This window comes from Pseudoprimorskyibacter insulae (genome assembly GCF_900302505.1).
Lineage (GTDB): Bacteria > Pseudomonadota > Alphaproteobacteria > Rhodobacterales > Rhodobacteraceae > Pseudoprimorskyibacter > Pseudoprimorskyibacter insulae.
The window spans coordinates 13,990-32,246 of the sequence record NZ_OMOJ01000013.1 but is presented as its reverse complement, the minus strand read 5'-3'; the positions used below and the strand labels follow the sequence as shown (position 1 = coordinate 32,246).

Annotated in this window: 18 protein-coding genes; 9 read left to right on the top strand and 9 right to left on the bottom strand. The window is 62.0% G+C overall.

All coding sequences use genetic code 11. The features are described from left to right. Window positions 1-87: 87 nt before the first annotated feature. The 5 genes from PRI8871_RS17640 to PRI8871_RS17620 all read right to left on the bottom strand — a co-directional run bounded on the left by PRI8871_RS17640 (window position 88) and on the right by PRI8871_RS17620 (window position 5,074). Window positions 88-1,371, bottom strand: coding sequence for a TRAP transporter large permease (locus PRI8871_RS17640; protein ID WP_108887517.1), 1,284 nt, complete (start codon window positions 1,369-1,371; stop codon window positions 88-90). Continuing rightward, on the bottom strand, window positions 1,368-1,898 hold the full coding sequence (locus tag PRI8871_RS17635) for a TRAP transporter small permease (RefSeq protein WP_108887516.1): 531 nt from the start codon (window positions 1,896-1,898) through the stop codon (window positions 1,368-1,370). The genes PRI8871_RS17640 and PRI8871_RS17635 overlap by 4 nt, the downstream gene beginning before the upstream one ends. Window positions 1,899-1,902: 4 nt before the next feature. Continuing rightward, window positions 1,903-2,904: a TRAP transporter substrate-binding protein DctP gene (dctP, locus tag PRI8871_RS17630; protein ID WP_108887515.1), complete on the bottom strand. Its 1,002-nt coding sequence runs from the start codon at window positions 2,902-2,904 to the stop codon at window positions 1,903-1,905. 83 nt (window positions 2,905-2,987) lie between these two features. After that, window positions 2,988-3,929 carry a hydroxymethylglutaryl-CoA lyase gene (locus PRI8871_RS17625; RefSeq protein WP_108887514.1) on the bottom strand — a complete coding sequence of 314 codons (942 nt, stop codon included), beginning with the start codon at window positions 3,927-3,929 and terminating at the stop codon, window positions 2,988-2,990. Then, window positions 3,926-5,074, bottom strand: a complete 1,149-nt coding sequence (locus tag PRI8871_RS17620) for a CaiB/BaiF CoA transferase family protein (protein WP_108887513.1) — start codon at window positions 5,072-5,074, stop codon at window positions 3,926-3,928. The genes PRI8871_RS17625 and PRI8871_RS17620 overlap by 4 nt, the downstream gene beginning before the upstream one ends. A gap of 103 nt (window positions 5,075-5,177) precedes the next feature. Here PRI8871_RS17620 and PRI8871_RS17615 point away from each other — a divergent pair, with 103 nt between their 5' ends. Continuing rightward, the gene (locus tag PRI8871_RS17615) at window positions 5,178-6,107 is read left to right on the top strand and encodes a LysR family transcriptional regulator (protein ID WP_108887512.1); all 930 of its coding nucleotides are present in this window, start codon (window positions 5,178-5,180) and stop codon (window positions 6,105-6,107) included. A gap of 48 nt (window positions 6,108-6,155) precedes the next feature. Here the strand turns inward: PRI8871_RS17615 and PRI8871_RS19715 are convergent, their stop codons facing one another. Then, complete coding sequence (locus tag PRI8871_RS19715) at window positions 6,156-6,380, bottom strand: type 2 periplasmic-binding domain-containing protein (protein WP_219929049.1); 225 nt, start codon at window positions 6,378-6,380, stop codon at window positions 6,156-6,158. Here PRI8871_RS19715 and PRI8871_RS17610 point away from each other — a divergent pair. The 8 genes from PRI8871_RS17610 (at window position 6,379) to PRI8871_RS17575 (ending at window position 14,385) form a co-directional block, all read left to right on the top strand. Further along, complete coding sequence (locus tag PRI8871_RS17610; RefSeq protein WP_245897943.1) at window positions 6,379-6,573, top strand: hypothetical protein; 195 nt, start codon at window positions 6,379-6,381, stop codon at window positions 6,571-6,573. The genes PRI8871_RS19715 and PRI8871_RS17610 overlap by 2 nt on opposite strands. Before the next feature lie 610 nt (window positions 6,574-7,183). Continuing rightward, window positions 7,184-8,317 (top strand): TAXI family TRAP transporter solute-binding subunit, encoded by a 1,134-nt coding sequence (locus PRI8871_RS17605; RefSeq protein ID WP_245897942.1) that lies wholly within the window; start codon window positions 7,184-7,186, stop codon window positions 8,315-8,317. Window positions 8,318-8,408: 91 nt separating this feature from the next. Further along, on the top strand, window positions 8,409-10,370 hold the full coding sequence (locus PRI8871_RS17600) for a TRAP transporter permease (RefSeq protein WP_245897941.1): 1,962 nt from the start codon (window positions 8,409-8,411) through the stop codon (window positions 10,368-10,370). Further along, window positions 10,367-11,179, top strand: coding sequence for an alpha/beta fold hydrolase (locus PRI8871_RS17595; protein WP_108887510.1), 813 nt, complete (start codon window positions 10,367-10,369; stop codon window positions 11,177-11,179). The genes PRI8871_RS17600 and PRI8871_RS17595 overlap by 4 nt, the downstream gene beginning before the upstream one ends. Beyond that, window positions 11,179-12,369, top strand: a complete 1,191-nt coding sequence (locus PRI8871_RS17590) for a CaiB/BaiF CoA transferase family protein (RefSeq protein ID WP_108887509.1) — start codon at window positions 11,179-11,181, stop codon at window positions 12,367-12,369. Before PRI8871_RS17595 ends, PRI8871_RS17590 begins: the two co-directional genes overlap by 1 nt. After that, window positions 12,366-12,983 carry a carboxymuconolactone decarboxylase family protein gene (locus tag PRI8871_RS17585; RefSeq protein ID WP_108887508.1) on the top strand — a complete coding sequence of 206 codons (618 nt, stop codon included), beginning with the start codon at window positions 12,366-12,368 and terminating at the stop codon, window positions 12,981-12,983. Before PRI8871_RS17590 ends, PRI8871_RS17585 begins: the two co-directional genes overlap by 4 nt. A 4-nt stretch (window positions 12,984-12,987) precedes the next feature. Next, a complete protein-coding gene (locus PRI8871_RS17580) occupies window positions 12,988-13,593 on the top strand; it encodes a flavin reductase family protein (RefSeq protein WP_108887507.1) in 606 nt (201 codons plus the stop codon). Window positions 13,594-13,617: 24 nt separating this feature from the next. Then, a complete protein-coding gene (locus PRI8871_RS17575) occupies window positions 13,618-14,385 on the top strand; it encodes an enoyl-CoA hydratase/isomerase family protein (RefSeq protein ID WP_108887506.1) in 768 nt (255 codons plus the stop codon). A gap of 30 nt (window positions 14,386-14,415) precedes the next feature. On the opposite strand, the gene PRI8871_RS17570 is transcribed toward PRI8871_RS17575, so the two are convergent. Genes PRI8871_RS17570 through PRI8871_RS17560 form a run of 3 tightly spaced genes read right to left on the bottom strand, consistent with a single transcriptional unit; the run spans window position 14,416 to window position 18,051 of the window. After that, window positions 14,416-15,231, bottom strand: coding sequence for a GntR family transcriptional regulator (locus PRI8871_RS17570; protein ID WP_245897940.1), 816 nt, complete (start codon window positions 15,229-15,231; stop codon window positions 14,416-14,418). A gap of 19 nt (window positions 15,232-15,250) precedes the next feature. Next, complete coding sequence (locus tag PRI8871_RS17565; RefSeq protein ID WP_108887505.1) at window positions 15,251-15,916, bottom strand: glutathione S-transferase family protein; 666 nt, start codon at window positions 15,914-15,916, stop codon at window positions 15,251-15,253. A gap of 53 nt (window positions 15,917-15,969) precedes the next feature. Next, complete coding sequence (locus tag PRI8871_RS17560) at window positions 15,970-18,051, bottom strand: 3-hydroxyacyl-CoA dehydrogenase NAD-binding domain-containing protein (RefSeq protein ID WP_181389512.1); 2,082 nt, start codon at window positions 18,049-18,051, stop codon at window positions 15,970-15,972. Window positions 18,052-18,257 lie beyond the last annotated feature (206 nt).

Genomic DNA, 18,257 nt, shown 5'->3' with positions numbered 1-18,257 from the left:
CGATTTTCCACTCGCCAGCGCCTGAAGCCCAGGCAAAACGGCCCCGGTGACGGGGGGCCGCCCTTGGTGGCCAAGGGCGGCTTTGGTTTAACGCCCGAACCCGGCGGAATAGGGCAACCAGGTGGCCAGCCCCGGCAGGATCATCAACAGGGCCAGCCCCACGATCATCAGCACCACATAGGGCGCCGCGCCGCGCACAACCTCGGTCAGGGGGGCATCGGTGATGCCTTTAATGACGAACAGGTTCATGCCGACGGGCGGGGTGATCATTGCCAGCTCAAGGTTGATCATCAGCAGAACGCCATACCACACCAGATCGATATCCATCGCGATCATCGTTGGCAGCAGGATCGGCGTGGTGATCAGGATGATGGCGATGGATTCAAAGAACATCCCCATCACAAAGATCATCGCCATGACAATCAGCATGAACCCCAGCGGCCCCAACCCCATCTGAGTGACCATTTCCGTCACGCCCACGGGCAGGCGGATGATCGTGATGGCATGGCCAAACATGGCCGCCCCTGCGATGATCATGAACACCATCATCGAGGTGCGCATGGATTCATACGCGCAGTGCCACAAATCGCTGAGGCCAAAGTTGCGATAGGCAAAGACAGCCACCAAAAGCGCATAGATTGATCCGGCGGCGGCGGCCTCGGTGGCGGTAAAGACACCAAGATAGATGCCCCCCATCACAACCGGCGGCGCAAGGATCGCCCAGATCGACCGGCGCACCGCCCGCGCCATGGCGGGAAGGCCGGCAAAGGGCGGGCGCTCGACCCCGCGCAGGGTGGCGCTGAGGATAGAATAGGCGGCAAACAGCACGGCCAGCACCAGCCCCGGAATGATCCCCGCCAGAAACAGCGCGCCAATCGAAGCTTCAGAGACAATCGCATAGAGGATCATCGGCCCGGACGGCGGGATCAGAATGCCCAATGTGCCCCCTGCGGCCACAACGCCCAAGGCTTCGCGGCGCGGATAGCCCAAACGCTCCATCTGCGGGATGGCAGAGGAGCCGACGGACAGCGCCGTGGCCACCGAAGACCCCGAGATCGCCGCGAAGATCGTGCAGGCCAGCACCGTGGCCACACCCAAGCCGCCGCGAATATGGCCGATCAGCGTGTGGGCCATATCGTATAGGTCATCAATCACGCGGGCGCGGATCATCACCTGTGCCATGAACACGAACAGCGGGATCGTCGTCAGGATCGGCTTGTTCAAATGGGCAAACACCGTGTCCGCAACGGACCCAACGCCGCCTTCGAACACCAGCAGGATCAGCGTGGCCGTAAGACCAAGCGCGGCGAAAATCGGGATGCCTGTCAGAAGCAGGAAAATCAGGCCCGTGAAAATCAGAACGGCGGTCATGTCTTGGCCCCTTTGGCCAAATGGCCAATCAAACGCGCGGTGGCAAACAGCCCCAGCAGCGCCGCGCCCGCCAGCATTGGCAGTTGCGGAATCCACGCCTCGATCTCGATCGAGCCCGAGGTATAGGCGCCGAAGCTGCGGGAAAAGTGGATCGCCTCCCATGTGCTGAGGGTCAGCACCACCGAGAAGGCCAGCACGCAAAGATCGCTCCAAACCCAGCGCCAAGGCTGAGCGCGGGGCGGCAAACGGTCGGTCAGCAGATCAATGGCGATGTGATTGCCGCGCCGATAGGCCTCGGCCACGCCCAGCATCACCAGCCCCACCAGCAGAAACCCCGTGGCGTCATCGACCCACACAGGCGGACGGGCCAGAATATAGCGCATGAACACCGAATAACCCGTCAGCGCCAGCGCCCCAAGGATCAGCACAGCGCTCAGCGCCCCGCCAAGCCAGACGATCGGCGTTAGCACCCTTTCGGGCAAAGGGGCGACCGAAGCCGCCCCCAGTTTGTGATCCGTTCCGGACATGAAGTTACGAGCCCGAGCGCAGCGCGTCGATCAGGCCAAGCAGTTTGACACTGTCGGGATCGTCGCTTTGGAAGGCCGCATCGAAGGCCGGGCGCATGGCCGCTTCCATCGCGGCGTTTTCTGCGTCAGTCGCGATATGCACCTGCGCGCCTTTGGCCTCCAGATCACCGGGGGCCGAGGCGATGCCAGCTTCGGCAGCCTCAACCGCCCAAACGGCGGCTTTCGCGCCAGCCTCATCCAGCGCGGCTTTGGCGGTGTCCGACAGGCCCGCATAGAACTTGGGGTTCACATAGCCGTGGAAATAGACCGAGATCACCGGCGAGACGACGAAATGGTCCTGCACCTCGTAGTACTTGCGCGACACAGCCGCGTCTGACCCGGTCATCGCACCATCCAGAACGCCGGTGGCCAGCGCTTGGTACACTTCCGAGCCGGGGATCGCCGTGGGGGCCGCGCCAAGCGCGCCAAGGCCCGCGTCAAAGGCGGGCGCAAGGCCGCGCACCTTCATACCCGCGAAATCGGCAGGGGCGGCAAGGAATTTGCCGTTCGAGGTAAAGACCGAGCTGTTGGTCTGGAACAGCCAAACCACGTTCTCAACGCCTTTGCCGCGCAGCTTGTCCTCAAGGAAGTTGGCCGCCTCAGAGCCGTCCCAATTGCGCCAGATGTTCAGATCCGAGAAGGCATAAGGCGCGGTGGTGACGGTCATGATCGGCAGGGTTTTGCCCCACTGGAACTGCACCGAGAAGGCGCATTCGATATCGCCCTTGGCGGTGGCCACGATGTTTTCCTTCGCGCCCACAAGGCTATCGGCCCCAAAGACCTGCACGTCAATCTCGCCGCCCGAAAGCGTTTCAACCTCGGCGGCCCAGCGGTCGATCACTTGGGCAACAGTGTGGGCGGGCGGCAGCTGGTGGCTACAGCGCATTGCCGTTTCAGCACTGGCCGCACCTGCGACCCCTGCGGCCATCAGGGCAGCGGTTGCCACTGTCAAAGCCTTACGTTTCATGTGTTTTCCTCCCGTTTGAACTATTGTTGTCTTCGTGGTGGCCGTCCACCCTCCTCGTGGTGAAGCGGCCCTTTCCCCCGGCCCTAAAGCCAGCGTTGCAAATTCGGCGTCCCTGCCTTGGCCAACGCGCCATGCAACGCCTCGCCCGCAAGGGCTTGGTTCAGCAAAGCGCGGGTTTCGATCAGGCGAGGCAGGTCGATCCCGGTGTCAAAGCCCATGGTTTCGGCCAGAAACACCAAATCTTCAGTCACAACATTGCCCGTGGCCCCCGGCGCAAATGGGCAGCCCCCAAGACCCGCAAGCGAGGCATCGAACACACGGCACCCGGCATCCAGCGCGGCGGCGGCATTGGCCAGCCCAAGCCCGCGCGTGTCATGCAGGTGCAAAACCCAAGGATCGCCGTTCAGACGCTCTTCCATCCGGCGGGCAAGGCGGGCGACCTGTTTCGGCCCGCCATAGCCCACGCTATCGGCCAGCCCGACCATATCCACGCCAGCCTCAAGGCAGCGATCGACTATGCGCATCACGTCATCTTCGGCCACATCGCCCGACAGCGAACAGCCAAAGGCCATGGCGATGCCTGCGTTCAGAATGGTGCTTTTTCCGCTATCAGCTCGCAGCTGCGCCACGGCGGCCATTTCGCTTAGGCTTTGGTCCTGCGTGCGGCGGACGTTGGCTTCGTTATGCGCCGCGCTTGCAGAAATCACGACGGTGATTTCATCCACACCCGTGGCCAGCGCATCGGTCGCCCCGCGCTGGTTCAGCGCCAAGGCCACGCCATGCGCGCCCTGAGCCGCAACTTCATCAATCACATCGCGCACATCGGCAAAGCGCGGCACTTTATCGGCGGGCAGGAACGATCCCACCTCGAAATAGCGCATTCCTGCTGCCGCCTCTTGCGCGACCCAAGCGCGTTTTTGCGCCGTATCGGGCCAGACCTTGGTCAGTTGCAGCCCATCGCGTAGGCCGACCTCGCGGATCGCAATCTGGCCTGCGGGGTAGGCTTTGTTCAGATCAACGCTCATTCCGCGGCCTCGGTCTTCAACGGCCCAAGAATTTCGGCGTTGTGCTGCCCAATCGACGGCACATCCACCGTGGCCGACACCACGGGCAAGCCGTTCATCTGAACCGGCAGGGAGGGGGCGCGGAAGTCCGGCTTGCCCGGGTAATGCGAGGTGAACAGCCCGCCGGGCCGGTTCACATGCGGATCGTCATACATTTCCGCCGGGCGTGAGACGGGAGCGAACAGCAGGTCGTTCTCCTCCATCACTTTGACCATCTCGGCAAAGGGGCGCGCGGCGACCTTCTCGGCGATCTGCGGCAAGGTCCAATCGCGGGCCTTGATCTGATCGGGGCGGTTTTGCAGGCGCGGATCATCCAGCAAATGATCAAGCCCCAAGCCCCGGCACAGTTTGTCCCACTGGCCATCGGTGGCCGCGCCAACAAAGATCTGACGGCCATCGGCGGTGGGGAACAGATCATAGACCGGCCATGAGAACACGCGCTCGGGCATCGGCGGGCTTTCGGTGCCCTCGATATCGAACTGCACCATATGCTGCGCCACCAGAAGCAGGCAGTTTTCAAACAGGCCCGAGCGCACGGCCGTCCCCTGCCCCGTCTTGCCCCGTTCGATCAGCGCGGCCAGCACACCATATGCGGTGAACAGCCCGCCCATAATGTCATTGGCCGACGATCCAATTCGCAAAGGCCGCCCGGTTGGCCCGGTCATATAGGCCATGCCGGTCATCATCTGTACGACTTCGTCCATTGCGGCGCGATGTTCGTAGGGGCCCTGCAAGAACCCCTTGCACGAGGCCACCACAAGCGACGGATAGGCCTCGCGCAGCTGGTCGGGGGCAAGGCTCATCTTGGCCAGCGTTTCATCGCGGAAGTTTTCGACAAACACATCGGCGGTGGCGATCAGCTTATGCAGCTTGGCCAGATCCTCGGGGTTTTTCACATCCAGCGTGACGGATTTCTTGCCGCGATTGAACGTCGGGAAGAACCCCGCGCCCATGCCGGTCAGATCGCGGGTCTTGTCGCCTTTCGGCGGCTCAACCTTGATCACCTCGGCGCCAAGAAAGCCCAGAAACATGCCGGTCGACGGCCCCATCACCATATGGCTCATCTCGACCACGCGCAGGCCTTCAAGGGGTCGGATTTGTGTCATCGGGGGCTCCGGTCATGTCAAGTTGAGTGCAGTATTGCCGCCCAAGACCGATCTGAAAATTATATCCTTTCGAAAGGAGCATTCTGGATATTAGAATGCAGGCATGGACACACGTCAGCTTCGCTATTTCACCGCCGTCTGCGAATTTCGGAACCTTTCGCACGCGGCTGACCATTGCAACACCGCCGCCTCGGCCCTCAGCCTGCATATCGCCCGGCTGGAGGAAGAGTTGGACACCAAGCTGTTCACCCGCAAACCGCGCGGGATGGACCCGACCGCCGCCGGGCTGAAACTGCTGGAACACGCCAAGTATATTCTTGCCGCGTTTGAAACCGCCGCCTCGGATGTGCGGCTGGGACATGCCGAGATAGCAGGCAATATCGCGATCGGGATGCCGTATTCGGTGATCAACGTGATCGGCGCAGGACTGATGCGCACCGTGATGGAGGATCTGCCTAAGGTCCGCCTGCTGATCCGCGAGGGGCTGTCAGGCATGACCTACACCGCCCTGCGCACCGGAGAGGTTGAGGCCGCGCTGATCTTCAACCCCGCCCCCGATGGCCAAACCCAGCGTGTGCCCTTGATCGAGGAAGAGCTGTTCTGCATCGGGCGGCGCGAAATCATTGGCGATCCGTCCCAGCCGATCCGGCTCGAGGACATGGCCGCCCTGCCCCTTGCCCTGCTGCAAAGCGGATCGCTGTCTCGGGCGCTGGTGGACCGCCCCGCCGAACTGGCGCGGCTTGAGGCGAACGCGCGGATTCAGCTGGCCTCGATCGCTGGGACTTTGAACGCGATGAAAGCCGGGTTGGCCTGTACGCTGGCCCCCAAAGTGCTGGTCAGTGACGAATTGCGCACCGGCGAATTGGTGGCCCGCCCGGTGATCGATCCCACGCCGATCCGCACGCTCTATCTGGTTTCCGCCGCAGATGAGCGGCCCACATTCCTGCGCGAACGGATCAGCGCGTTGATCTGCGATTTGGTACAGCAAGCGGTGCAAGAGGGCCGCTGGGAAGGCGCGCGATTGTCGGGCTAGGCGCTAAGCGAAGGGTTTCAGGATCTGCCGAACGCAGCCCAGAAACTCTTAGGCCACGCGCGACAGGGGCACGGATTTGAAATTGATGACGTTCAGCGGAGAGCGGTAGTCCAGATCCAGATGGGCCAAGCGCGTGCCGGTGGGCAGTTGCGTCAGAACGGTGAACTGGTCAAGCAAGGTCAGGCCAAGCCCCTGTTGCACCAAGGTGCAGGCCGCGTTCATCAAGCGCCAGCGCCGCAAGCGCCGCCGCCTGTTCGATACGATCATCAACATGGCAACGATTGTACTGTCGATCTCCGTTCTGGTTCAGCTTGGCAATGTCTGGGAATTCCGCGGCCTGCAAACCCCCGTCTTCCGCATCCCCGAGACTTGGTTCAAGATCGCCCCGGTGTTCTGCTTTGTGCCCATGGCGCTGCAAGCGGTGCTGAACGTCGCGCAAGGCTGGGCACCGCCCAAGCTGCGTTAAGCGCCTCACAAACATCATAAATATGCTTTAAACTACTTTCTATCGCCGCCCTTTGGGGCGGATTTGCTGCGTTGGGCTGTCACCACTTGGGCAAGTCCCGCTGCTTATGCAGACAAAACGCCGCCTGCCAATCTTCACAAGACGGATTTTCAGCGCCGCCACCCACACAAAGCCCGACGTTTCAAAATCCAATTTAGAATAAGATAAATTTGTGGTTCTTTGACTGTCATTGCCTGCAAGGGCGACGGGTGAAACTCGAAGACCAAGATATCGTGCGCGACCTGATCGCTGGACCGCATCCGTAAGGCGCGATTTCATGGCACAGGCCTCTGAACTGGACTGACCGTTGCTGCTGATGGCCGAGGAAAACGACGACGGCAGGCTATCTGTCGGCCCGGCCCACAACGATATTCGGCAGCTCAACTGGGGTTATGCGCAACAAGCTGGCCTAGGCTGTGCTGGATATGCCGACCGAACAAAACCATAATACTCTAAAAAGTATAACATTGACTTTTATAGCGAAGACAGGGTAAGCCTCACCTCACAGCAGGCCGGGACGATCCATTTTGACCCGCCGCATAAAAGATCGCTCAGCCAGGGAGGACTGATTTTGCTGCGCAAGATATTCACCACCGGAGCCGCCGCCGCATTGGCCGCCGCGTTCCTGACCACCGCCGCGACGGCGCAGGATGTCACCCTGCCCCGCACCCAAGTCTGGACGTCTTACGATGTTGGCACCGCAGGCTATGTCGAAGCCTCGGCCATAGCGGATGCGCTGGACAAGAAATTCGGCCTGACCGTTCGGATTATTCCGTCGGGCACCTCGATTGGTCGGTTGCTACCGCTGCAAGCGGGCCGCGCGCAATATGGCTTCATGGGCAACGAAAACTACTTCGCGGGCGACGCGATGTTCGAATTCGGCGCACGTGAATGGGGCCCGCAGGATCTGCGCGTTATCCTGGGGCGTCCGTCGCAAGTGGGCCTTGTGACCGGCAAAGACACCGGCATTTCCACGCCCGCCGATCTGAAGGGTAAAAAAGTGGGCTATGTTCTGGCCAACGCCTCGACCACGCTGAACACCGAAACCGTTCTGGCCTTTGCGGGCCTGACAACGGCAGATGTCGAAAAGGTCGAATACCCGTCTTACGGCGCGATGGCGAAAGCCTTCGTCGCAGGCGAGATTGACGCCGCCCCTGCCGTTCCCACCTCGTCCTTCCTGCGTGAAGCCGAAGGCGGGCGCGGTGTGCAATGGCTATCGATGCCTGCCGCCGATACCGAAGGTTGGGACCGCGTCGGCAAATTCGCCAGCCTCTTCTCGCATTCGCAGGCCAAGGTTGGTGTCAGCATTTCCGACGACAACCCAGCCGATCTTCTGGGCTATCGCTATCCGCAACTGACAGCGAACGCCAATGCCAGCGAGGATGAGGTTTACAACCTGATCAAGGCGCTGGATCAGAGCTTTGATCTGTACAAAGACGCATCGGTTGTCATGCCCGGTTGGTCGGTCGCAATCGCGGGCGTCACCCCGGCGGGTGCGCCATTCCACTCCGGCGCGGTGAAGTACCTGAAGGAAGTCGGTGTTTGGACCGACAAAGACCAACAGTGGAACGATGCCCGCATCGCCCATATCGAAACGGTCAAGGCCGGTTGGGATGAGGCAACCGCCAAGGCCGATCGTGAAGGCGTCAAAGGCGCGGATTGGCTCGCCTATTGGGAAGCCTGGCGCGCCGAGCACCTGAAGTAACCAAACCAATGCCCCGCGCCGCCGTATCAAGGCCCGCGCGGGGCAATCCCCTTGGCCAATCCGCCGCAATACCCAACCTCTCGGACGCACCATGCACGCAGACACCCCCTCCGATCACACACCGCCGATGCGCCCCTGGGCCGAGCCTGACACCCGGCTGTTTGGCGCTGCATGGTTCGCCGTTTTTGCCCTGTCGCTGATCGGGCTGGGCATCATCACCAACCAGATTTTCAACCTGAAAATCCTTGGCTTCCGCCCCATCTCGACGACTTATTACTACATCGTTGTTGGCCTATTCCTGCCCGTGTCCTTCCTGACCTCACCCGCCCGAGACGCTGACGCAACGCGCGTGCGCTGGTATGATTGGGCGCTGGCCGCGCTGGCCTTTGGCGTGTGCATGTTCTTCGCCGCAAACTCGGAAAGCATCCTGTACAAAGGGTGGGAGTTTGTCGCGCCAACCTATGTGGTTGTTCAAGCGGGTCTTCTGGTGCTTCTGGCGCTTGAGGCCGTGCGCCGCTGCGCAGGGTTCCCGCTGTTCGTAATCTGCGCGATCTTCGCCAGCTTCCCGCTTTATACTGGCGCGATGCCGGGGTTCCTGTGGGGCGTGCAGCTGTCGCTCTCTGAAACGGTTCTGAGCCATTCGCTCGGCGTGGAAAGCATCATTGGCATTCCGATCCGCGTGATTGCCGACCTGCTGATCGGCTTTATCGTCTTTGGCGTGGCGCTGACGGCTTCGGGTGGCGGGGTGTTCTTTATGGATCTGGCCAGCGCGCTGATGGGTCATGCGCGCGGCGGCCCGGCCAAGGTTGCGATCCTGTCCTCGGGCTTTTTCGGCTCTCTCTCGGGCAGCGTGATTTCCAACGTCATTTCGACGGGATCCATGACGATCCCAACGATGAAGAAATGCGGCTATCCGGCGGCCTATGCGGGCGCGGTGGAATCCTGCGCCTCAACCGGGGGGGCGTTGATGCCGCCCGTCATGGGTTCGGTCGCCTTTGTCATGGCCTCGTTCATGAACGTGCCCTACGCCGATATCATGGTCGCGGCCACCATCCCCGCGCTGCTGTTCTATCTTGTGCTGCTGATCCAGACGGATTGCTATGCCGCGCGCAACGGGCTGAAGGGCCTGCCGCGTGACCAACTGCCCAAGGTCTGGCGCGTGCTGCGGTCAGGTTGGGTGTACTTGATTAGCCTTGCCGCGCTGGTTGTCCTGCTGCTGGCCACCAATGCCGAGGCGAAATCCCCCTTTTACGTCACCCTTCTGCTGCTGGCGACGGCCTTGATCCGCGCCAAGAAAGACGAACGCCTGAAGCCCGTGATTGAGATGGTGATGGAGACCGGGCGCACCATTGGCATGCTGGTGGGCGTGTTGGCTGGTGTCGGCCTTGTGGTCGGGGCGCTGTCGATCACCGGTGTCGGCAATGCCTTTAGCCGAGAGTTGCTGCAATACGCGGGCGGCAACCCCTATCTGCTGCTGATCCTTGGGGCGTTTACCAGCTTTATCCTTGGCATGGGGATGACGGTTTCTGCCTGCTACATCTTCCTGGCTGTGGTGCTGGCCCCCGCACTGGTGCAGGGCGGGTTCTCGGTAATGGCCAGCCACCTGTTCATTCTGTACTGGGCGATGCTGTCCTATATCACACCCCCCGTTGCGATGGCGGCGGTTGCGGCCTCGTCCATTGCTAAAGCGCCTGCCATGCGCACGGGGGTGACCGCGATGCGGCTAGGCGCGATCCTGTTCGTGCTGCCCTTCCTGTTCGTTCTGAACCCGGCGCTGATCCTTCAGGGCAATATCACCGAAGTCGCAATGGCCGTGTCCACCGCGATCCTGTCGATCCTGATGCTATCGGCCGCGTCCGAGCGTTACATCTACTTCCTCGCCCGGCCCGCGACACGGATTGAAACCGGGGTGCTGCTGGTCGGGGGGCTATGCCTGCTGGTGCCGGAATGGCGCACCGATACCTTCGGCTTGGTCCTTCTGGCGCTGGTGATGGGGCGCGGTTTCTTGGCCGCTCCGAAACGCGCGGCAAGCGCAGAGGGCACCACGGAATGAGCGCCTTTGATTTCCCCCTTCCTAGCGGCGGCCACCTGCACGCCCGCATTGACGGCCCTGAGGGCGCGCCCTGGGTGGTGTTTTCGAACTCGGTCATGACGGACCTGTCGGTATGGGACGCGCAGATCCCGACTTTGGCGACCCGCTACCGCATTCTGCGCTACGACCAACGCGGGCATGGGCGTGCAAGCGTGCCGGACGGGCCGATGACATTCGCGCAATACGGTGCGGATCTGGTGGCACTGCTGGACCATCTGCACATCACCGATTGCAGCTTTGTTGGCCTATCGATGGGCGTGCCGACCGGCCTTGCCGCCCATGCCCAAAGCCCCGCGCGGTTCACCCGTTTCGTCGCCGTTGATGGCATCTGCCGCAGCGCCCCGGCACGGGTGGCCTTTTGGACCGAACGCCGCGACACCGCCCTAGGCGCCGGCATGACGGCCATCGCCGCGCAAACGGTCAAGAATTGGCTACCCGGCACAGGCCCGAACGACCCCATGGTCAAACGCCTCTATGATATGATCGCCGCCACCAAGGCCGAAGGCTTCGCCGCCGCGACCCATGCGCTGCAAAGCTATGATCTGTCCGATGTGGTTCCCACGCTGACCTGCCCGGTCCTTGGCCTGACCGGTACGCTCGATGGCGCCATGCCCCAGATCGTTCCTGCGCAGCTCAGCGCCGCCCCGAACGCACGCTTCGCGACCATTCCAGACGCTGGCCACATTCCGAACTTTCAGGCCCCCGAGGCGTTCAACGCCGCGCTTTTGGCCTTTCTAGACGACACGACCCCCGACAAGGAGACACCTTAATGCCCGGACCACTTTCGCACATCCGCGTGCTAGACCTAAGCCGGATCATGGCAGGGCCTTGGTGCGGACAGATATTGGCGGACATGGGGGCCGATGTCATCAAGGTTGAACGTCTTGGCGAAGGCGATGACACCCGTCGTTGGGGGCCACCGTTCCTGAAAGACAAAGGCGGCAACCCGACGAAAGAGGCGGGCTATTACCTGTCCGTCAACCGCGGCAAACGCTCGGTTGAGCTGGACCTGAAATCCGAAGAAGGCCGCGCCGCTGTGCGGGCCTTGGCCGCGAAATCCGATATCGTGCTTGAGAACTTCAAGACAGGCACGCTCGACCGGATGGGGCTTGGCTATGAAGACCTGAAGAAAGAAAACCCCGGCCTGATTTACTGCTCCATCACCGGCTTTGGCCTGAGCGGGCCGATGGCGCAGGACGCCGCCTATGATTTCATGATCCAAGGCATGGGCGGATTGATGAGCGTCACGGGCGATGCCGATGACGCCCCCGGCGGCGGGCCGCAGAAGGTGGGCGTGCCGATCATCGACATCATGACCGGCATGTATGCCGCGATCGGTGTGTTGGGGGCGCTGGCCAACCGCACCGAAACCGGCCAAGGCGATCACATTGATCTGGCGATGCTGGATGTGTCCGTGGCGATGCTGGCCAATCAGGCGATGAACTACCTTGTCTCGGGCAAAACACCCGTGCGGCGCGGCAACCGCCACCCCAATATTCAGCCGCAAAACGTCTATCCGGTTGCAGATGGGTTTATCGTATTGGCCGTGGGCAATGACGGGCAGTTCCGCAAATTTGCCGAAACCATCGGCCAGCCCGCCCTTGCCGATGATCCTCTGTTCGCCACCAATGCCGCGCGGGTCGAAAACCTGCCCGCGCTGGAAACGATCCTGATCGCCGCTTTGGCCCATGGCACGATTGACGACTGGGTCGGTAAATTCGCCACTGCCGGTGTGCCCTCTGGCCCGATCAACACCATCGACCGGGTGTTTGAGGAACCGCAGGTCAAGCACCGCAAGATGCTGCGCGATATTCCGCACCCGCTTGCCGGCCAGTTGAAACAGGTGGTCAGCCCGCTGAACTTTCGCAACGCCCCACTGCGCTTTGACACGGCCCCGCCCCTGCTGGGCCAGCACACCCACGACATTCTGGCAGCCCTTGATTTGGAGGAAACCCTATGACGGCTCAGCCCAAATCCAGCGCCACCCGCATCAGCTTTCCTGACCCTGAAACGATGACCCCGGCCCAGAAAGAGGTCTATGACCAGATCGTCTCGGGCCCACGCAAAACGCTTGTTGGCCCACTGCGGGCCGCGCTGCACAACCCGATGCTGGCCGACCGCTGGCAGCGTTTGGGCCAAGTGCTGCGCTTCGAAACCTCACTGCCGACCCATCTGAACGAGCTGGCAATCCTTGTCACCGCCCGGCGTTGGAACAGCGAATTGGAATGGGCCATTCACCTTGGCGATGCAGATCGCGCCGGGCTGGACCCCGCAATTGGTGAGGCGATCCGCACCTGTTCGGCCCCAGACTTCAAGGGCGATGAACCCGCGTGCGAGATCTATGAATTCGCCCGCCAACTGGTGGCCACCGGCAATGTTGATGACGACGTTTACGCCGCCATTGTTCGCCGTTGGGATGAGGTCGGCGCGGTCGAGCTGACTGCCGTGATCGGGTACTATTCGATGGTTGCGATGACGTTGAACGTGCATCAAGTTCCGGTGCCCGAGGGGGTTTCCGTCTCGCTACCCACCGAACCGGGCGTTCTATCGGCAATGCCCGCGGCCCAGGGGTAACGGCATGTTCTACGACCCCCGCACCGAAAGCCACGGCCTGCCGCACAATCCATGGCTGGCCCTGATCGTACCGCGCCCCATCGGGTGGATTTCCACCATCAGCCCGGATGGCGTGAACAACCTTGCGCCCTATTCGTGCTTCAACGCGATCACCGGGCGACCGCCGTTCGTGATGTTCTCATCCGATGGCGTCAAAGACAGCGTCACCAATGCCGAGGCCACGGGCGCCTTCTGCGTCAATATCGCGACGTATGATCTGCGCGAGGCGATGAACCAAAGTTCGGCCCCCTACCCTGCCGATGTCGATGAGTTTGAGGCGTCGGGCCTGACGCCCGCGCCTTGCACCAACATCCCCGCGATGCGCGTTGCCGAAAGCCCCGTGGCCATCGAATGCCGCCTGTCGCAGGTGTTGAAACTGACCCCCTCAACCGGCCAGATCTGCACAAACAAGATCGCCATCGGCGAGGTGGTGGGCATCCACATTGACCCCCGCGTGATCCGCGACGGGCGCGTTGACGTGAGCCTGCTCAAGCCGCTCGGGCGGATGGGCTACATGGAATACACCGTGCCAGAGGTCTCGTTCGAGATGCTGCGCCCTCAGATCGACTGACCTTAGAATTCAGGACACCCCGACATGACCAGCTATGACACCCTAACCCTTGACGTCAGCGACGATATCGCAACCGTTACCATCGACTGCGCCCCGGTGAACGCCCAGAACAACCAGTTCCGCAATGAACTGGTTGAGGTGATTGACCAGTTGGGCGACCGCAGCGATGTGCGGGCCATCATCATCACCGGCGCGGGCAAGGCCTTTTCCGCCGGGGCCGATCTGTCGGAACGTCCGACCCAAGATCCCGGCCACTACACCGCGCACAACCGCCGCGTTCGGGCCAGCTTTGACTGCCTGCTGGAATGCCCCAAGCCGATCATCGCCGCCGTGAACGGTGCCGCGATTGGCGCGGGCTGCGTGACCGCGCTGTGTTGCGATATCATCGTGACCTCAGAAAAGGGGTTCTTGCAGATGACCGAGGTGATGGTTGGCCTTGCCGGCGGCGTCGCCCATGTGCGTCGCCATTTCGGCGAAAGCGACGCGCGGATGATGATCCTGACCGCCCGGCGCGCCTATGGCCCTGACCTTTTGCGGATGAACGTGGCCTCGGCCTGCACCGCGCCCGAGGATCTGTTGGACACCGCACGCGGCATTGCCGCCGATATCGCCAAGGCCAGCCCCTCGGCGGTTCGGGCGGCCAAGACATCCTTCCAGCAAACCGAAGGCGTTTCGATCTACGAAGGTTATCGCTTTGAACAGGGGCAGACCAAGGCCCTGTCCACGTCCGAGGATACCGCCGAGGCCATGGCCGCCTTCCGCGAAAAACGCGCGCCGGTGTTCAAAAGCTGATCCCGATGGGGCCGCCGCACCGCGCGGCGGTCACCGCAGCTTGACCTCGATCTTCATCATGTCGCCGCGGTAAATGCCGTTGGCCAGCAGGATGATATCGCCGTGCTGGTTCACCGCCATCCGCTGCACCTTGGCCACGGGATCACCGATTGAAACGTTCAACAGGTCCGAGGTTTCCAGATCGGCCGAGCCAATCGTCACAATCTGGTTCGCGTCCACAATGGTTTGCCCCGGCAAGTCCGACACCAACCGCATCGCCGTCACCTTGCTATAAGCCTCTTCGTCGATCTGCGAACACAGCCGTTCATCGACGAACACATCGGCCAGCAAGAAGGTCGTGCCATCGCGCGAATGCAGGCGGCGCAAATGCCGATAGGCCGGGGCCGCGTTGCCGATATGCCCCTCATAGCGCGGCAGCGACACATTGCGATCATCGCTGAGGATGTTGATCGTCGCATTGTCCCGCGCGATCAACATCCCGGTCCAATCAGTCTTCACCTCGCACCACAGGTCGCGCTTGGGGCGGTCCAGAACAAAGGTGCCTTTCGCCCGATACCGCGCAATCAGCCCGTCCTTTTCCAGCGAGGCCAGCGCCTGCCGGATGGTCATGGTGGCCACGCCGCATTGTTCTGACAGCTCTTTCACCGTCGGGATCTTCGCGCCGACTTCCCATTCGCCGCTTTCGATCCGCTGGCGGAACAGGCCCGCCAATTGGATATACCGCGACACGTTGCTTTTCTGTAGCGCCGCGACCGTCGCGTTTCCGGCCTTGCTATCTGGCATGTCCAGCACCCCGAATTTCTTCTGACGGACAGGGTACAGGCGCGGTGCGCGGCTATCAATCACAAAACCTAGTTTTTAGGACTTATTGGTCAAACCATAGATGCCCGGCGGTGATATCGGCCACGTTGTCCCCGGCGTTGTCATCGTCAGGAACCGTATCCCGCACCGAGGGGCGTTCTAGCATCTGGGCATGGAACGCTGCCAGCGCCGGAAAGTGCCGACGCCAGTTGCAATCGGTCCAGCGGAAATCCAACTGACCCAAGGCGCAGATCACTGAAACCTGCCCAATCCCCAAAGGCAGCGCCGACAACCGCGGCGCGTCGGCCTCAAGCTGGCGCATCCCCGCGCGGATCTTGATGCGCCAGGCATCGGTCACCGCCTCCCACGCGCCCGCCGGGCGGGCCAATTCAGTCCGCCAAAGCAACAGAATATCCGTCAGCCCGTCGCCCAAGGATTGCCAGGTCAGATGCTCCATCCGCAGGGCGTTATCAGCGGGGAAAAATCCGCCCCCCGCCAACCCATCCAGATACTCGCAGATCACCCGACTGTCATAGATCGGCTTGCCCGCATCCGTGATCAGCACCGGAATCTTGCCCAGCGGATTGTCGGCCAGCACCGCCTGCGGCGTTGGCATATGCAGCGCCACGACATTGCGCGACAGTTCGACCCGAGGCTCTAGCCCGGTTTCCTTCAGAACGATCATCACCTTGCGGACATAGGGCGAGCGCGGGGACCAATGCAGTTTCATGATGGTTATTTCATTTCGTCGGTGGGTGGATCAGGCACTGGGCCTTGATCCGGTTAATTTGATTTCAGGGAACGGATTTCGTCCAACACTTGGGCGACCGGCCCCTGAGTGTGACCAAAGCCAATAGCACCGGCCAAATCCGCCAGATCGGCGGCGATCATGGCGGCAGGTTCCAACGACGCCCAATACAGCGGACCGCCCCGCCAACGGGGAAAACCATAGCCATTCACAAAAACCACATCCACATCCGAAGCCCGCTGCGCGATGCCTTCACTGAGCAGGCAAGCGGCCTCATTCACGATGGCGGCCAGCAATTGGCGCTGGATCTGCGCCATATCGAACGGCAGGGGCGTAATGCCCGCCTTAGCCCGTTCGGCACGGATGATCGCTTCGACCTCGGGATCGGGCTGCGCCTTGCCACTGCTGTAGTTATACCAACCCTTGCCGGTTTTCCGGCCCAGCCGCCCGGCCTCACACAGCCGATCCGGGATCGCCACATACCGCGCCTCGGCTGGGCGCGTTGCGGCCTGCCGTTTGCGCATGGCCCAAGCGATATCAAGCCCGGACATATCCGACACGGCAAACGGCCCCATGGCAAAACCGAACGCGGTCGCGGCGGCGTCCACGTCCTCGGGGGCGGCACCGTCCAGCACCAGCAATTCGGCCCGCCGCCGATAGGCCGCATAGATGCGATTGCCAATGAACCCCTCGCCCACCCGCGCCACGACCGGCTGCTTGCCCAGCTTTCGCGCAAGGGCCAGACCGGTCGCCAACGTGGTATCCGAGGTCGCGCCAGCGCGGACCACCTCCAGCAAGGGCATCACGTCGGCGGGGCTAAAGAAGTGCAGGCCCAGCAACCGGTCAGGCCGCGCCAGTGCTTCGCCCATCTGGTCAATATCCAAGTATGAGGTGTTGGTTGCGATCAACGTGCCGGAGTCCAAAATAGGCTCTAACCTTGCCAAAACCTCGCGCTTTACGGCCATGTCCTCGAACACCGCTTCGATCACGAGGTCGCAATCGGCAAGCCCGGCGTAGTCCGTCGCGCCAATCAACGCTTCGCCCTGCGCACGTCGCTGCGCGGCGCCAATCCGGCCTTTGGCAAGCAGGCCGTCCAAATGCGCCCCGATCTGCGAAATAGCGCGCGTTAGGCTCTCGTCCTCCCGCTCAACCAGACGGACCGAAAGCCCGGCTTGCAGAAATGCCCGCGCGATCCCCTGCCCCATGGTGCCGCCGCCGATCACGCCAACGGTTGCGATTGCGGCCCGAGCACTGGCCTCAAGCCCATCCACCATGGCCGCGCGGCGCTCAGCGAAGAACAGATACCGAAGCGCCACCGCATCGGGTGCAACGCGCATCGCCTGAAATACCGCGCGTTCCTCGGCCAAGGCCGCGTCCATATCCGGCTCTGCCGCTAGGCGCACAAGGCGGATCGCCTCAGCCACATTCGGGCGGCCCTTGCCCCGGCGCATCGCCGTTTGCGCGGCGGCGTCGATCACCTTCGCCGTCTCTGCGGGCGGTGTCATCCCCCGCACCGGGCGCTTTGTCGGATGCTGGATCGCAAAGGCCAATGCCGCATCCAGCAAATCGCCCTGTGCCATGGCATCAACCAATCCAATGGCAAGCGCCGCTTGCGCATCAATGCGCGCGGCATTGCAGATCAGCTCAATCCCTTTGGCCAAGCCCACAAGGCGCGGCAACCGTTGCGTGCCCCCGGCCCCCGGCACAAAGCCCAACGACACCTCGGGCAGCCCAACCTTGGTGCCCGTGGCGGCAATGCGATAATCGCACCCCAGCGCCAGTTCCAGCCCGCCCCCCAAGGCCACCCCGTGCAAAGCGGCAATCACCGGAAAAGGTGCGGCCTCAATCGCGGCGATCACGTCGGGCAATTGCGGCCACTGCAATGGCTTTCCGAATTCCTTCAGATCAGACCCGGCCACAAAACAGCGCCCCGCGCCGATCAGAACCACGCTGGAAACGCCCTCGGCGGTGGCCCGTTCAATCCCCTGAACGACCCCCATCCGCACCCCGTGCGAGCCTGCATTGACCGGCGGGTTGTCGATTGTGAGGATAGCCACACCGTTGCGGTGCTCATAGGAAACCGATGCTGTCTCCTCGGTCTTTTGCTGTATCCCCATACGTTGCATCCCCTTTGCGTCCTGTGTGGCTGGGCGAGCCAAACCAACACGAATAACCTTGGCAATCTCATAAAGTGGCAAAAGCTATATGTATAGTTCTTATTGTTGATTTGAGGGCCGTCACGCTTCTCCATAAGGCAGCTGATTAGCGACCAGTCAGCCTAACACCCCTGAAGGGTCAACTCGCCCCGGCTTGGCCTCGATCC

Bases quoted from the DNA above. Each gene is read 5' to 3' on its own strand.
- PRI8871_RS17595 (WP_108887510.1), top strand. From the start codon at position 10,367: ATGAGCGCCTTTGATTTCCCCCTTCCTAGCGGCGGCCACCTGCACGCC.
- PRI8871_RS17615 (WP_108887512.1), top strand. From the start codon at position 5,178: ATGGACACACGTCAGCTTCGCTATTTCACCGCCGTCTGCGAATTTCGG.
- PRI8871_RS17620 (WP_108887513.1), bottom strand. From the start codon at position 5,074: ATGACACAAATCCGACCCCTTGAAGGCCTGCGCGTGGTCGAGATGAGC.
- PRI8871_RS17635 (WP_108887516.1), bottom strand. From the start codon at position 1,898: ATGTCCGGAACGGATCACAAACTGGGGGCGGCTTCGGTCGCCCCTTTG.
- PRI8871_RS19715 (WP_219929049.1), bottom strand. From the start codon at position 6,380: ATGTTGATGATCGTATCGAACAGGCGGCGGCGCTTGCGGCGCTGGCGC.
- PRI8871_RS17610 (WP_245897943.1), top strand. From the start codon at position 6,379: ATGGCAACGATTGTACTGTCGATCTCCGTTCTGGTTCAGCTTGGCAAT.
- PRI8871_RS17600 (WP_245897941.1), top strand. From the start codon at position 8,409: ATGCACGCAGACACCCCCTCCGATCACACACCGCCGATGCGCCCCTGG.
- PRI8871_RS17640 (WP_108887517.1), bottom strand. From the start codon at position 1,371: ATGACCGCCGTTCTGATTTTCACGGGCCTGATTTTCCTGCTTCTGACA.
- PRI8871_RS17575 (WP_108887506.1), top strand. From the start codon at position 13,618: ATGACCAGCTATGACACCCTAACCCTTGACGTCAGCGACGATATCGCA.
- PRI8871_RS17585 (WP_108887508.1), top strand. From the start codon at position 12,366: ATGACGGCTCAGCCCAAATCCAGCGCCACCCGCATCAGCTTTCCTGAC.
- PRI8871_RS17625 (WP_108887514.1), bottom strand. From the start codon at position 3,929: ATGAGCGTTGATCTGAACAAAGCCTACCCCGCAGGCCAGATTGCGATC.
- PRI8871_RS17580 (WP_108887507.1), top strand. From the start codon at position 12,988: ATGTTCTACGACCCCCGCACCGAAAGCCACGGCCTGCCGCACAATCCA.
- PRI8871_RS17565 (WP_108887505.1), bottom strand. From the start codon at position 15,916: ATGAAACTGCATTGGTCCCCGCGCTCGCCCTATGTCCGCAAGGTGATG.
- PRI8871_RS17560 (WP_181389512.1), bottom strand. From the start codon at position 18,051: ATGGGGATACAGCAAAAGACCGAGGAGACAGCATCGGTTTCCTATGAG.
- dctP (WP_108887515.1), bottom strand. From the start codon at position 2,904: ATGAAACGTAAGGCTTTGACAGTGGCAACCGCTGCCCTGATGGCCGCA.
- PRI8871_RS17590 (WP_108887509.1), top strand. From the start codon at position 11,179: ATGCCCGGACCACTTTCGCACATCCGCGTGCTAGACCTAAGCCGGATC.